This is a genomic window from Nonomuraea antimicrobica (assembly GCF_039536965.1).
GTDB lineage: Bacteria > Actinomycetota > Actinomycetes > Streptosporangiales > Streptosporangiaceae > Nonomuraea > Nonomuraea antimicrobica.
The window spans coordinates 23,029-36,659 of record NZ_BAAAZP010000191.1; the positions used below are offsets into that span (position 1 = coordinate 23,029).

The following is a 13,631-nucleotide window of genomic DNA, read 5'->3' on the forward strand; positions in this document are numbered from 1 at the left end:
TTCTGACGGGGGTCTCCTCGATGGCAAGAGTACGCAAGGGCCTGGTGGCCGTCTCGCTGTGCGCATTAGCGGCGACCGCGTGCGCGAAGACCGACGAACCCGGCGCGGCCCAGTCGCCCGGACAACAGCAGGGGCCGGTGAAGATCGGCATCTCGCTCCCGCTCACCGGCGACTTCTCCGAACCCGGCAAGGGCATCCAGGAGGGCTACCAGGTCTGGGCCGACCGGGTGAACGCCAAGGGCGGCCTGCTCGGCAGGAAGGTCGAGCTGATCTTCCGCGACGACGCCTCCGACCCCAACCGGGTCAGCTCCGACTACGAGTCCCTCATCACGCAGGACAAGGTCAACCTGGTCTTCGGGCCGTTCTCCTCGCGCCTGGTGATCCCGGCGGCGAAGGTCGCCGAGTCGTACGACATGGTCTTCGTGGAGCCCGCGGGGGCCGCCGCCGAGGTGTTCGAGCAGGGCTTCACCCGGCTGTTCTACGCGGCCCCCGCGGTCGCCGGCGACCACTACAACTACCTGGCCGACTACCTCACCAAGCTGCCGGCCGACCAGCGGCCCAAGACGGCCGCGTACGCGAGCCTGGACGACCCCTTCGCCCAGGGCACCGCGTACGGGCTGCGCGACAAGCTGACCGCGGCCGGGATCAAGACGGTCGTGGACGAGGTCTACCCGCCCGAGACCACCGACTTCTCGCCCATCGCCGCCAAGATCGCCGCCGCCAAGCCCGACCTGGTCGTGGGCGGCACGCAGTTCGAGGACTCGGTCGGCCTGGTGCGCGCGCTGCAGGAGCTCAAGGTGCAGCCCAAGCTGGCCGCGTTCTCGACCGGGCCGACGCTGGCGGAGTTCCCCGGCGCGGTGAAGGGGGCGGCCGAGCACATCCTCTCGCCCGTCGGCTGGTCGGCCACCGCGTCGTTCACCGGCAACCAGGAGATGGTCAAGCGCTACAAGGAGCTGTTCGGCGGCGAGGCCAACGAGGACGCCGCCAACGGCTACACGGTCGGCCAGATCATCGAGGCCGCCGTGACCGCGGTCAAGTGCGTGGACCCGGTCAAGGAATGCCAGGACAAGCTGGCCGGGCACATCCGGCAGAGCACGTTCGACACGGTCGTGGGGCCGCTGTCCTTCGACGACAAGGGAAGGCCGGAGCAGGCCCACATGATCCAGCAGTACGTGGACGGCAAGGTCGAGATCGTCCTCCCCGAGCAGGCCAGGACCGCTGACCTCGTCTACCCGAAGCGGGAATGGTGAGCCTGCTGCTACAGGGCCTGGCCCTGGGCGTGCTGACCGGCGGGCTCTACGCGCTGCTGGCCTCGGGCCTGTCGCTGTACTTCGGCGTGATGCGGGTGGTCATGGTGGCCCATCCGGCGTTCCTGTTCCTGGCGGCGTACCTGACGTACACGGTGCACACCACGTTCGGGGTGGACCCGTTCCTGGCGCTGCCGGTGACGGTGCCGCTGTTCTTCGCGCTGGGCGTGGCGGTGCAGCGGCTGCTCATCGCCCGGCTCGCGCCGGAGAACCTGGCGATGATGTCGGTGCTGCTGACGTTCGGGATCGCGCTGACCATCGAGGGGCTGCTCGGCACGGTCTACACCGGCTCGTACAAGTCGGTCAGCATGGAGTACGCGACCCGGTCGCTGAGCGTCGGCGGCGTGCACCTGCCGTACGACAAGATCATCGCGTTCTGGGTGGCGGCGCTGACCCTGGCGGTGCTGTTCGCGGTGCTGGTCAAGAGCCGCTTCGGGCAGGCGCTGCGGGCCACGATCCAGCACCGTGAGGCGGCTCGGCTGGTCGGCGTCCCGACCGAGCGCGTGGCCGGGTACGGCTTCGGCGTGGGCCTGGCCACGGCCGCCGTCGGCGGCACGGTGCTGGCCCTGATCACGCCGTTCTTCCCCGCCTCCCACTGGGTGTGGATCGGCAAGCTGATGGCGATCATCGTGGTCGGCGGGCTGGGCAGCGTGGTGGGCGCGGCGCTGGCGGCGATCCTGCTCGGGGTGGTCGAGGGCCTGGTGCTGGTGACCGTGGACGCCACCTGGGCCACCATGATGTTCTACGTCTTCCTCTTCCTGGCCCTGCTCGTCCGCCCCCAGGGGCTGTTCGGAGGCCGGCTTGCGCATCGCTTCTAGAGGGCTCCCGCTGCTGGTCGCCGCGCTGGCGATCGCCTATCCGTGGCTGGTGCCCAACTACTACCTGGTGTACGCGGGCGCGCTGACCGTCATGTACGCCGCCATGTCCACCTCCTGGAACCTCCTGGGCGGCTTCACCGGCTACGTCTCGCTCGGCCACTCGGCGTTCTTCGGGCTGGGCGCGTACGGCACCGGGCTGCTGGTCGTGCGCCTGGGCGTCCCGTGGGTGGTGGCGCTGCTGGTGTCGGCGGTGCTGGTGACGGTGTTCGCCGTGGGCGTGGGCATCGCGGCCGTACGGGTGCGCGGCGCGTCCTTCGTGATCGTCTCCATCGCGCTCGTGTCGATGATGAACCTCGTCGTGCAGGGCTGGCGCTCGCTGACCGGCGGCTCCACCGGCCTGCAGGTGCCCTCGCCCTTCCCCGGCCTGCACCGAGGCGAGACGCACATGGTGTTCTTCTACCTGTTCCTGGCGCTGCTCGCGGTCGCGCTGCTGTGCTGGTGGCACGTCTCGCGCTCCCGCTTCGGCGCGGGCCTTCGGGCCATCAGGGAGGACGAGGACAAGGCCGAGTCGCTGGGCGTGCCCACGGGGGCGTACAAGGTGGCGGCCTTCGCCCTGTCCGCCCTGTTCGTGGCGCTGGCCGGCGGGCTGTACGCGGTGTGGTTCGGCAGCCTCGACCCGATCTTCGTCTTCTCCATCCTGATCGGCTCGTACATGGTGCTCATGAGCCTGCTCGGCGGCGTCAGGCACCTGTACGGCCCGCTGCTCGGCGCGCTCATCGTGGCCCCGGCCGGGGAGTACTTCCTGATCGCGCTGGGCGAGACGCAGATCCACCTCACCGCGACCGGGCTGGTGCTGGTGCTGGTCGTGCTGTTCATGCCGGACGGCATCCTGGCCAGGCTCACCCGGAGACGGCCAGGACCGTCCATCCCCGACGAGACCGCCGACCAGAGACTCCAGAAGGTGACACCGTGAGCGTCGAAGGGGGCTCCTTGCGCACGGAGGGGCTGACGAAGTCGTTCGGCGGCGTGCTGGCCGTCAACGGGGCGGACGTCGAGCTGCGCGACGGCGCGATCAACGGCCTCATCGGGCCGAACGGCTCGGGCAAGACCACGTTCTTCAACATCGTCACGGGCATGATCAGGCCGGACGCGGGGCGGGTGCTCTACCGCGACCGCGAGATCACCCGGCACTCGCCGCACCGCGTCGCGCACACCGGCATCGGGCGCACCTTCCAGCTCTGCCGGGTCTTCCCGCGCATGAGCGTGCTGGAGAACATGCTGGTCGCGGTGCGCCGTACCCGGCTGCGCGAGCTGCTGGCCGGGCTGCGGGACGCGGGCGAGGTGGAGCGGGCCCGGCACTGGCTGCGCCGCATGGGCATCGAGCACCTGGAGGAGGCCGAGGCGCGCGACCTGTCGTACGGGCAGCAGAAGCTGCTCGAACTGGCCGCCGTCTTGATGGCCGAGCCGGACCTGGTGCTGCTCGACGAGCCCGCCGGCGGGGTGAACCCGGCGCTGATCGACCGGATCACGGCGCTCGTCCGCGAACTCAACGCGGAGGGCCGCACGTTCCTGGTCGTCGAGCACAACATGGACATGGTGATGGGCATGTGCGACCACGTGATCGTCTTCGACCGCGGCGCGCCCATCGCCGAGGGGCCGCCGTCGTCGGTGCGGGAGGACCCGCGGGTCTTGGAGGCGTATCTCGGTGTCTGAGCTGGTTCTGACGCTGGACGACGTCGTGGCCGGGTACGGCAGGGCCGCACCGGTGCTGCGCGGCCTGACCGTCACCGTCCGCGCCGGTGAGGTCGTCTGCCTCGTCGGCCCGAATGGCGCGGGCAAGTCCACCGCGCTCAAGGTCGCCAGTGGCCTGCTCGCGCCCAGGTCGGGGCGGGTGCTGCTGGCCGGGCGCGACGTGACGGGCCTGTCGCCGCAGCGGCTGCTCGGCCTGGGCCTGGCCCACGTGCTGCAGGGCCACAGCGTGTTCCGGGAGATGACGGTGGCCGAGAACGTCCGGCTCGGCGGCTTCACCGTACGCGACCAGGCCCGGCTGAACGCGCGGATCGAGGCGGTCAAGGAGCTGTTCCCCGTCGTGGGGGAGCGGTGGGGGAGCCTGGCCGGGCTGTTGTCCGGCGGGCAGCAGAAGCAGGTGGAGTTCGCGCGGGCGCTGATGCTGGAGCCGTCCGTGGTGCTGCTGGACGAGCCCTCGATGGGGCTCGACCCGCGCAACACGCAGGTGGTGTTCGACCAGATCGATCTCATGCGCCGGACCGGGGTGGCGGTGCTGCTGGTGGAGCAGAACGCGCGCAGGGCCCTGGACATGGCCGACCTCGGCTGCGTGCTCGACCTCGGCCGGGTGCACATCTCGGGCCCCGCCCGCGACCTGGCCGCCGACCCCCGCCTCGGCCGCCTCTACCTGGGCGGCGCCCCCGCGACCTAAGCCAGGGTCAGCACGCGCTTCCTGAACACCCAGTACGTCCACCCCTGGTACGCCAGCACGAACGGCAGCGTGATCAGCCCGATCCAGCTCAGCACCGTCAGCGTGTACGGCCCGGAGGCGGCCTCGGCCAGCGTCAGCCCCGGCAGCGGCCGCACCCGCAGCTCCATGAACACGGCCAGCGCGCTCAGCACGATGGCGCCCGCCGTCGCCGTGAACGCCCAGCCCTCCCTGCGCCGCCAGATCAGCGCCGTGGCCGCGGCCAGCGCCGCCATGGCGGCCAGGGCCGGGGCGGTGCCGAGGCTCGACAGGGCGAACACGGCCACGGGGACGGTCACGCCACCGGCGATCATGGCGGCGGTCCTGGCGCGGCGGCGTACCGGGCCGGTGGTCCGCAGCGCCAGGAACACCGCGCCGTGCAGGACGCACACCGCCAGCGTGAACGCGCCGCCGAACAGGGCCGCGAGCGCGCCGTCGAAGAGCAGCCCGGCGAAGACCGTGCCCCACACGAACGCCGGCAGCGCGCTGCCCGCCACGATGCCCAGGTCGCACCAGAGCGGGTTGGCGACCTTGCCGCGCCACTCCAGCCCGACGCCGCGCACGATGAGCCCGACCAGGACCAGCGTCACCGGCAGGTAGAAGGCGCTGAACAGGCCCGCGTACCAGGCGGGGAAGGCGGCGAACATGGCGCCGACCGCGGTGATCAGCCACACCTCGTTGCCGTCCCAGACGGGGCCGATGGTCTGCAGCGCGGCCCGCTGCTCCGCGGGGTTCCTGCTCACCAGCGGCGCCAGCAGGCCGACCCCGAAGTCGAAGCCCTCCAGGACGAAGTAGCCGGTCCAGAGGAAGGCGATGACGGCGAACCACAACTCGATCATTGTCTGCTCCTCAGTACATCAGGGACGGCTCGCGCCGCTCGGCGGCGGGCTCCTGGGCCTGCTCCTCGACGCCCTTGCGGACGTGCCTGGACAGCAGTACGGCCTCGGCCACGGCCAGCACGCCGTACAGGAGGGTGAAGACCGTCAGGGACGTGGCCACCTCGGCCAGGGTCACGCCCGGCGAGACGCTGGAGGCCGTCAGCAGCTCGCCCGCGACCGTCCACGGCTGGCGGCCGATCTCGCTCAGCAGCCAGCCCGCGATCACCGCGACGAGGGGCAGCGGCAGGGCGAGCAGCAGCGCGCGGGAGAGCCACGCGGGGAACTGCCGCCTGCGCCGCGTCAGCCACAGGCCCAGCACCGACAGGCCCACCGTGGCCAGCCCGAAGACGATCATCACCCGGAACGACCAGAAGACGATCGTCTGGTCCGGGCGGTAGTCGCCGGGGCCGAACTGCTGCTCGAAGCGGCGCTGCAGGTCCTCGGTGCCCTGGACGGTGGCGTCGGGGTCGTTGGTGGCCAGGAAGCTCAGGACCTTCGGGATCTCGATGCCGGGCGCCACGCTGAACGCCGCCCCCGCGGTGTCGTGCCGCAGCCCCTCGGCCGAGGCCAGCTTCATGGGCTGCTGCTCGTACAGGAGCTTGGCCGAGGTGTCGCCGGTGCCCGCGACGACCGCCCCCGCGATGGCCGTCATCACCAGCGCCGCGCGGGCGGTGCTGCGCCACATGGCCCGGTCGCCGTGGTCCGAGGTGCGGGTCCTGAGCAGCCAGTAGCCGCAGACCGCCAGCACGAACCCGCCCGCGACGACGAACGCCGCCCCGATCACGTGCGGCACCTGGGCCAGCGCGGTGGAGTTGGTCAGCACCGCCCACAGGTCGGTCATCCTGGCCTTGCCGTCCACGACCTCGTAGCCGACCGGGTGCTTCATCCAGGCGTTGGCCGCGAGGATGAAGTAGGCCGACAGGTTGGACCCGATGGCCGCCGCCCAGATGGTCGCCAGGTGCACCCGCTTCGGCAGCCGGTCCCAGCCGAAGATCCACAGGCCCAGGAACGTGGACTCCATGAAGAACGCCAGCAGCGCCTCCATGGCCAGCGGCGCCCCGAAGACGTCTCCGACGAAGACCGAGTACTCGCTCCAGTTCATCCCGAACTGGAACTCCTGCACGATGCCGGTGACCACGCCCATCGCGAAGTTGATCAGGAACAGCTTGCCGAAGAACTTCGTGAGCCTGAGGTACTGCTCCTTGCCCGTACGGTGCCAGGCCGTCTGCAGCCCGGCCACGAAGATCCCGAGACCGATGGTCAGGGGCACGAACAGAAAGTGGTACACGGTGGTCACCCCGAACTGCCACCGCGCGAGATCCAGTGCGTCCATCTTCCCCGCCGACTCCCTCAGCTCTACAAGCCGTAGTACATCTACTGCTAGTAGTACTACAGGCTGTAGAGCAACGCGCTGCGACCTTGGTCACATCCGCGTACGCCGCCGACTCGATCGCGGCTCTGGCAGGTGTTGCCCTTATTCCGTGGGGTCCTGCTGCTTAGAGTGGCGGCATGAGAGTGGCGGGCAGCGCCGTGATCGGCGTGCACAGGGACCAGGTGTGGGCGGCGCTCCAGGACCCGGCGGTGCTGGTGCGCACCATCCCCGGGTGCGAGCGGCTGGAGGAGACGGGGCCGGACACGTACCGCATGACGGTGAACGCGGGCGTGGCCGCCATCAAGGGCGTCTACCAGGGAGAGGTGGCGCTGGCCGACCCGCTCGCGCCGGAGAGCTTCACGCTCAGGGCGCGCGGGCAGGGGGCGCCGGGGACCGTGGACGCCACCGTGCTCGTCCGGCTCAGCGAGACCGACGGCGGGACGCGCGTGGACTACGACGCGGAGGCCGTGGTCGGCGGGATGATCGGCGGGGTCGGGCAGCGCATGCTGGGCTCGGTGGCCAAGCGCACGGCGGGAGAGTTCTTCTCGGCCGTCGAGGAGCACCTGCGCGTCCCCGTCCAGGCCGGGGCGGACCTCGGCGTTCCCGCGCGCGCGGCGGAGGATCTGCGTGCCGTCGTTCCGGGAACCGAGCCCGTCCAGAGGGCCGTCTACGAGCGGGCGGCCGGGCGGCGCGGTGCGGCCCGTCCGTGGGGGATGCTGGCGGCCTTCGGCATGGGGGCGGGCGTGGCGCTCGCCGGGGTCGCCGTGGGCTGGTTGCTGGGGCGGCGGCCACGCGGTCGTGCTGCCTGAGTGCCGCCTGGGGTCGGTGGCGTTCTGGGCTCTCGCGGAAAAGGATCTCCCGGCGTAGCGTGACGGTATGCGGCAGGCACATGCTGAAGACGCACGGACCGAGGCCAGGCGAGTCGTACGCAACCTGCTGGGTGAGGAGCGGCCGACGGCCGACAGGCTGATCGACGCCGTACGCCCCGTGCTCGGGGACGACCGCACCGGCCGCACCCTCGAACTCGCCCTCGGGGCCTCGCTCACCCGTCGCTCCGCCGAGCTGGCCGCGCTGGCCGCGCTGCTGGTCGGCACCCGCGAGCTGGGCCGCGACTGGTGGACCAGGCCCAGGGGCGGGAAGCTGCCGCCGCCCGACGAGGTCGTGCGCACGGCCGTGGCCATCGAGCCGTGGACCGACCTGACCGCGCTGGAGATGCTGGCCGCCTGGATCTCCGACGACGCCGCCGACCGGATGTGGGGGGTGCCGGTCGCGCGGGTCGACCTCAACTCCTGGCACGCGGAAGACCGCTTCGGCCTGCCGCCCGGCGTCAAGCCGGGGCAGCGGCTCGTCGTGCACTTCGACGCGGGCGGCCGGCTCGACGCGGTCGTCACCCGGCGGGCCGACGAGGAGCTGGGCTCCAACCTCGACTTCCACTCCCTGCGCTACTCCCGGCCCGCCGAGGCGCAGTGGAGCTGGGGGGTGGCGGCCGGGCTCGGGCCGCACCGGCTGCCGGGGGAGGACCCCGACCCGTACGCCCGCGAGGTCCCCGCCTCCGCCGCCGGCATCCTGCGCGCGTGGGCGGGACGCCACGGCGCGACCGGCGAGCAGCTCGGCGGGAGCTGGGAGACGGTGGGCGACGTGGTGGCCGCCATCGAGCGGGTCGACTGGATGTGGCGCAGCGGGGAGTGGTTCGGCTGGTGGCGGGGGGCGTCGGCGCTGGTGGACGACTCGGCGTACCTGCCGTACCGGCTGGAGGAGCTGGCCGCCGACTGACGGACGCGACCCGCGTGGCCCGCGCTCAGGCGGCCGAGCCCGCGTCCGCCGCCCCCTCCTCGCCGAGACCCTCGCCGAGGCGGCCCGTGCGGTGGTGGCGGCGGCAGAGCACCTGGTAGCGCACCGGGGCGTCGCCGGTGTCGCCGATGACGACCTGCTCGCCCGTACGCGTCATCGCCCCGCCCACGATCCTGGCGTTGAGCTGACCGGGCCGCCCGCACCAGCACAACACCTCGACCTGCAGCCGGCACACCTCGTCGGCCAGCTCGAACAGCCGCTGCGCCGCCGGGAACATCACCGAACGGAAGTCGGAGGCCAGCCCGAAGGCGTAGACGTCCACGCCGTGCACGTCCACCAGGTCGGCGAGCTGCTCGATCTGCTCGACGGTGTAGAAGCAGGCCTCGTCGCAGATCAGGTAGTCGACCCGCTCGTGCGAGGTGACCAGCCGGACGAGGTCGAGTGAGTCCTCCACCTCGATGGCCTCCAGCCCGAGCCCGATGCGGCTGGTGACCTTCGGCCCGCCGGAGCGGTCGTGTTTGGTCAGCACCAGCCCTCGCCTGCCCTGCCGTCGATGGTTGTAGTTCATCTGCAGCGCCAGGGTGGACTTCCCGCAGTCCATGGGGCCGAAGTAGAACTTCAGCACGGCATCTCTGGCACCCGGCGGCGCGGGGGACAAGGCGGACGATTCGATCACGGGCCGCCAGCTTAGCGGCTTGGCTTGTTCCATGACCTCGTGGGACATTTCTCCCCTGGAGTTACAGGAGGCATTTGTGGTCACCGACAAACCGCCGTCCGGGTCATCGCCGCTCGACGCGATGCTGACACCGGACGACCGTACCGCCGCTCAGGCCGACGCCACCCGCTGGCGGTACGGCTTCCTCGTCGTCGTGGCGGGCATCGCGGCGGTCCTCGTCGCCTTCGGCGCGGCCGTCTTCGCGACCAGGGAGTTCGCGCCGCTGTTCGCCGGGGTGGCGGGGGTGGTAGGCACCATCATCGGGGCCTACTTCGGAGTGCAGGCGGGGCAGTCGGGTAAGGCCAGGGTCGAGGCCGAGCTGGCCAGGTCCCAGGAGCTGGTGGTGCGTCTGGCCGCGTACGTCGGCACCGAGAACGCGCCCCGGGTCATCGACGAAGTGCTCGGCCGACGCCGAAGCTGAGGAGCCATGCGTAGCGTCCGTATCGGAGTGGACACCGGAGGAACGTTCACCGACGTCGTGGCGGTGGACGAGGAGACCGGTGAGATCCTCACCACGAAGACCCCCTCGACCCCCGCGAACCCGGCCGACGGGTTCCTCGCGGGCGTCGAGAAGCTCGGCCGGTTCGACGTCGGCTCCGTCGTGCACGGCACCACGGTGGCCACGAACAGGCTCCTGGAGGACCGGATCGGCGACCTCGGGTTCATCACGACCGAGGGCTTCGAGTTCGTGCTGGAGATCGCCAGGCAGAGTGTGCCCGACGGCTACGGCAACTCCTACTTCTGGGTCAAGCCGCCCAGGATCGTGCCCGCGCACCTGGTCAAGACCGTCGGCGGGCGGCTCGACCACCTGGGCGCGGAGGTGCGGCCGTTCTCCGAGGAGCAGGCCGTCGAGGTGGCCCGCTGGTTCCGCGCCAGGGGAGTGACCGCGATCGGGGTCTGCTTCCTGCACTCCTACGCCAACCCCGAGCACGAGCGCCGCATGCGCGAGGTGCTCTGGCGCGAGCACCCCGACGCGGTGATCTCGCTGTCCAGCGACGTGCTGCGCGAATACCGCGAGTACGAGCGCTCGGTCACCACCCTCGTCGACGCCGCCGTCAAGCCGGCCATGCGCACCTACCTCGCGAACCTGTCCACCCGCCTGGGCCGGCCGTTCTCCGTGATGAAGTCCAACGGCGGCGTCCTGTCCGCCCGCGAGGTCGTCAACCAGCCCATCACCACCGTCCTGTCGGGCCCGGCGGCCGGGGCGCTGGGCGCCGCGCTCATCGCCTCGACGGCCGGCCATGAGTCCGTGATCACCCTCGACGGCGGCGGCACCTCGACCGACGTGGCCGTGGTGATCGACGGCGAGCCCTCCATCACCACCGAGGGTGCCGTCGGCCGTTACCCGTGCAAGATCCCGATGATCGACATCATCACGGTCGGGGCGGGCGGCGGCTCGATCGCGTGGATCTCGCCCGAGGGCACGCTCAAGGTCGGGCCCAAATCCGCCGGCGCGGACCCGGGCCCGCTCTGCTACGGCAAGGGCGGCACCGAGGTCACGGTGACCGACGCGCACGTCTTCCTCGGCCGCATCCCGCCGTACCTGCTCGGCGGGGAGATCCCGCTGGACGCCGACGCCGCCCGCGCCGGGATCCAGGAGCTGGCAGGGAAGCTGGGCCTCGGCCCCGAGCGCACGGCCACCGGCATCCTGGAGATCAGCGCGTTCAACCAGAGCAACGCGATCCGGCAGCTCACCGTCAAGCGCGGGCTCGACGTGCGGGACTTCCCGCTGGTGACGTTCGGCGGGTCGGGGCCGCTGCTGGCCTGCCGGCTGATCGACATCCTGGGGCTGCCGGCCGTCGTCGTCCCGCGCGACCCGGGCAACGTCTCGGCGTTCGGGCTGCTCACGGTGGACGTCAGGAACGACTACGTACGCACGTACGTCACCCGCGACCTGTCACTCGGCAAGGCCGTCGAGATCTTCCACGACCTGGAGCATCAGGCGGGCGAGGCCCTCGACCGCGAGGGCTTCGCCGACCCGGTCTACCAGCGCAGCGCCGACCTGCGCTACTACGGCCAGGCGTACGAGGTGCGCGTGCCCGCCCCGGCGGGCGACCTCGACGAGTACTGGCAGGCCGAGGTGGTCGCCCGCTTCCACGACGCCCACGAGAAGCTGTACGGCTACGCCTACCGCGACGACCCCCGGCACGGTGTCGAATGGGTCAACCTGCGCGTGTCCGGCATCGGCCCCATCACCCGGCCGACGCTGCGCCGCCTGGAGCAGGCCGGCGAGGGCGCCACCTCGGTCCGTCCCGTGCACTTCGACGAGACCCGCGACACCCCGATCCACCAGCGGGCCGCGCTCGGCCCCGGCGCCACCGTGCAGGGGCCCGCGGTCATCGAGGAGTACGGCTCGACGATCCCCATCCACCCCGGCTTCACCGCGCGCGTGGACGAGTACGGCAACGTGGAGGTACGTCGTGGCTGACCCGATCCTGGTCGAGATCGTCGAGGGCACGCTCGCCTCGGTCGAGCGGGAGGTCGAGACCGCCATCGCGCGCACGGCCCGCTCGCCGATGATCCGCGACGCGCACGACTTCCGCGCCGGCATCCACGACGTACGGCTGCGCAAGCTCACCGGCCGCTCGTACAGCGCGCTGGTCCAGCCCGTCGTGCGCGACTTCCCGGCCGAGACCATGAAGCCCGGCGACGTGTACTTCCACAACGACGTCTACCTGTCGGAGGGCGGCATCGGCCACCTGCCCGACCTGTGCGTCACCGTCCCGGTCTTCCACGAGGGCGAGGTCGTGGCGTTCGTGCAGGCGTTCGGCCACCACGACGACATCGGCGGCGCGGTGCCCGGCTCGATGCCCTCGCACGCCCGCTCGGTCTTCGAGGAGGGCCTGATGGTGCCGCCGATCAAGCTGTGGGACGAGGGCGTGCCCAACGAGGCCGCGCTGCGCATCATGACCCGCAACTCCCGCATGCCCGACTCGCTGGCCGGCGACCTCGACGCCGAGTGCTCGGCCTGCCTGATGGGGGCGCGGCGGCTGGGCGAGCTGTTCGGGCGCTACGGCAGGCAGGCCGTCGAGGAGTGCTTCGACGCGATCATCGGCAAGACCACCGAGACGTTCCGCAGGGAACTGCTGTCGAAGATCCCCGAGGGCACGTACGTGTGGGAGGACTACGCCGAGCACGACGGCGTGGACGAGCCCCGCCTGCACACCCAGCGCATCACGCTCACCGTGGACCACGCCGCCGACGCGCCCATGAAGATCGACTTCACCGGTACGTCGCCGCAGGCCAAGGGGCCCATCAACCACGCGGGCGACTACGCCGACGGGGTGTTCCTGAAGAAGTGGCTGGCCCCCGTGCTGCGCAACCTGGCCGACACGCCTGAGCGCATGGCGGAGCTGGACGTCAACGAGGGCGTCGTGCCGCTCATCGAGATGGTCTTCCCGGACAAGGGCACCCTGCTCACCCCCGTCTTCCCCGCCCCCACCAACGCCCGCACGTTCGTCATCCTGCGCCTGCTCGGCGTGCTGGCGGGCGTGCTGGCCAAGGCCACCGGCGGGCGCATGCCGGCCGACCAGGAGACCATCCGCTACACCGGCGTGTACGGGACCGACGCCGACGGGGTGCCGTACCTGATGCGCGAGGTGCTCGGCGGCGGCTCCGGCGGGCGCTGGTACGCCGACGGCGAGGACACCATCCACGTGGTGCCCGACTCGCGCAACATCCCGGTCGAGTTCGCCGAGGCGCGCTGGCCGTTCCGGGTCGAGCGGCTGGCGCTGGCCTGCGACTCGGGCGGGCCGGGCATGTTCAGGGGCGGGCTCGGCTACGACAAGCACATCAGGATGTTGCGGGACGCCTCGTACATGTCGATCGCCGACCGGTCGATCCTGTCGTGCTGGGGCGTCAACGGCGGCGTGGCCGGGCGGCCCTTCCGCGTCGAGATCGCGGGCAAGGAGATGGAGGGGCTGGTGGACGACCACCCCGTGCAGGCCGGTGAGCTGATCAGGATCCGCACCACCGGGGGCGGCGGCTGGGGCTCCCCGTACGACCGCGACGCGCGGGCGGTGGCGGCCGACGTGCGCGACGGGAAGGTGTCGATCGCGGGCGCGCTCGGCGACTACGGCGTGGTCCTCGACGGGGACCGGATCGACGAGCGGGCCACGGCCGAGCTGCGCGCCCGCCTGCGGCCTCCGGGCGACCGGTTCTTCGACCGGGGGCCGGGTTACGCCAAGCTGTCGGGCGGGCGGGCGTACGCGGAGGTGGACGAGCTCCAGCCGTGAACCGCCGCGCGTCGCGTGCCCGGGCGGCGGCCGGCGGGCGGC

General features: G+C 71.6%; 13 protein-coding genes. 10 read left to right on the top strand and 3 right to left on the bottom strand.

The window, feature by feature from the left end:
* The first annotated feature begins 20 nt into the window (after positions 1-20).
* From ABD844_RS43460 to ABD844_RS43480, 5 genes are read left to right on the top strand one after another with little or no spacing between them, the layout of a single operon-like run.
* Positions 21-1,250: an amino acid ABC transporter substrate-binding protein gene (locus ABD844_RS43460; protein WP_344892497.1), complete on the top strand. Its 1,230-nt coding sequence runs from the start codon at positions 21-23 to the stop codon at positions 1,248-1,250.
* Positions 1,244-2,125 (top strand): branched-chain amino acid ABC transporter permease, encoded by an 882-nt coding sequence (locus ABD844_RS43465; RefSeq protein WP_344892500.1) that lies wholly within the window; start codon positions 1,244-1,246, stop codon positions 2,123-2,125. Before ABD844_RS43460 ends, ABD844_RS43465 begins: the two co-directional genes overlap by 7 nt.
* Complete coding sequence (locus ABD844_RS43470) at positions 2,109-3,098, top strand: branched-chain amino acid ABC transporter permease (protein WP_344892503.1); 990 nt, start codon at positions 2,109-2,111, stop codon at positions 3,096-3,098. The genes ABD844_RS43465 and ABD844_RS43470 overlap by 17 nt, the downstream gene beginning before the upstream one ends.
* Complete coding sequence (locus tag ABD844_RS43475; RefSeq protein ID WP_344892506.1) at positions 3,095-3,838, top strand: ABC transporter ATP-binding protein; 744 nt, start codon at positions 3,095-3,097, stop codon at positions 3,836-3,838. Before ABD844_RS43470 ends, ABD844_RS43475 begins: the two co-directional genes overlap by 4 nt.
* The gene (locus ABD844_RS43480; protein WP_344892509.1) at positions 3,831-4,562 is read left to right on the top strand and encodes an ABC transporter ATP-binding protein; all 732 of its coding nucleotides are present in this window, start codon (positions 3,831-3,833) and stop codon (positions 4,560-4,562) included. The genes ABD844_RS43475 and ABD844_RS43480 overlap by 8 nt, the downstream gene beginning before the upstream one ends.
* Here ABD844_RS43480 and cydB read toward each other — a convergent pair.
* Together cydB and ABD844_RS43490 are read right to left on the bottom strand one after the other, a co-directional pair.
* Complete coding sequence (cydB, locus tag ABD844_RS43485; protein ID WP_344892512.1) at positions 4,559-5,437, bottom strand: cytochrome d ubiquinol oxidase subunit II; 879 nt, start codon at positions 5,435-5,437, stop codon at positions 4,559-4,561. The two genes, ABD844_RS43480 and cydB, sit on opposite strands and share 4 nt — an antisense overlap.
* Before the next feature lie 10 nt (positions 5,438-5,447).
* The gene (locus tag ABD844_RS43490; RefSeq protein ID WP_344892515.1) at positions 5,448-6,809 is read right to left on the bottom strand and encodes a cytochrome ubiquinol oxidase subunit I; all 1,362 of its coding nucleotides are present in this window, start codon (positions 6,807-6,809) and stop codon (positions 5,448-5,450) included.
* 176 nt (positions 6,810-6,985) lie between these two features.
* On the opposite strand from ABD844_RS43490, the gene ABD844_RS43495 reads away from it, so the two are divergent.
* Positions 6,986-7,657: an SRPBCC family protein gene (locus ABD844_RS43495; protein WP_344892518.1), complete on the top strand. Its 672-nt coding sequence runs from the start codon at positions 6,986-6,988 to the stop codon at positions 7,655-7,657.
* A gap of 67 nt (positions 7,658-7,724) precedes the next feature.
* Positions 7,725-8,621 carry a hypothetical protein gene (locus ABD844_RS43500; RefSeq protein WP_344892521.1) on the top strand — a complete coding sequence of 299 codons (897 nt, stop codon included), beginning with the start codon at positions 7,725-7,727 and terminating at the stop codon, positions 8,619-8,621.
* A 25-nt stretch (positions 8,622-8,646) separates the two neighbouring features.
* Here the strand turns inward: ABD844_RS43500 and ABD844_RS43505 are convergent, their stop codons facing one another.
* Positions 8,647-9,315, bottom strand: a complete 669-nt coding sequence (locus tag ABD844_RS43505) for a thymidine kinase (protein WP_344892524.1) — start codon at positions 9,313-9,315, stop codon at positions 8,647-8,649.
* A 76-nt stretch (positions 9,316-9,391) separates the two neighbouring features.
* Here ABD844_RS43505 and ABD844_RS43510 point away from each other — a divergent pair, with 76 nt between their 5' ends.
* The 3 genes from ABD844_RS43510 to ABD844_RS43520 are packed head-to-tail and all read left to right on the top strand — an operon-like array spanning position 9,392 to position 13,589.
* A complete protein-coding gene (locus ABD844_RS43510) occupies positions 9,392-9,775 on the top strand; it encodes a hypothetical protein (RefSeq protein ID WP_344892527.1) in 384 nt (127 codons plus the stop codon).
* A 6-nt stretch (positions 9,776-9,781) separates the two neighbouring features.
* Positions 9,782-11,782, top strand: coding sequence for a hydantoinase/oxoprolinase family protein (locus tag ABD844_RS43515; protein ID WP_344892530.1), 2,001 nt, complete (start codon positions 9,782-9,784; stop codon positions 11,780-11,782).
* Positions 11,775-13,589 carry a hydantoinase B/oxoprolinase family protein gene (locus ABD844_RS43520; protein ID WP_344892533.1) on the top strand — a complete coding sequence of 605 codons (1,815 nt, stop codon included), beginning with the start codon at positions 11,775-11,777 and terminating at the stop codon, positions 13,587-13,589. The genes ABD844_RS43515 and ABD844_RS43520 overlap by 8 nt, the downstream gene beginning before the upstream one ends.
* Positions 13,590-13,631: the final 42 nt, after the last annotated feature.

Bases quoted from the DNA above. Each gene is read 5' to 3' on its own strand.
- ABD844_RS43515 (WP_344892530.1), top strand. From the start codon at position 9,782: ATGCGTAGCGTCCGTATCGGAGTGGACACCGGAGGAACGTTCACCGAC.
- ABD844_RS43500 (WP_344892521.1), top strand. From the start codon at position 7,725: ATGCGGCAGGCACATGCTGAAGACGCACGGACCGAGGCCAGGCGAGTC.
- ABD844_RS43465 (WP_344892500.1), top strand. From the start codon at position 1,244: ATGGTGAGCCTGCTGCTACAGGGCCTGGCCCTGGGCGTGCTGACCGGC.
- ABD844_RS43460 (WP_344892497.1), top strand. From the start codon at position 21: ATGGCAAGAGTACGCAAGGGCCTGGTGGCCGTCTCGCTGTGCGCATTA.
- cydB (WP_344892512.1), bottom strand. From the start codon at position 5,437: ATGATCGAGTTGTGGTTCGCCGTCATCGCCTTCCTCTGGACCGGCTAC.
- ABD844_RS43495 (WP_344892518.1), top strand. From the start codon at position 6,986: ATGAGAGTGGCGGGCAGCGCCGTGATCGGCGTGCACAGGGACCAGGTG.
- ABD844_RS43490 (WP_344892515.1), bottom strand. From the start codon at position 6,809: ATGGACGCACTGGATCTCGCGCGGTGGCAGTTCGGGGTGACCACCGTG.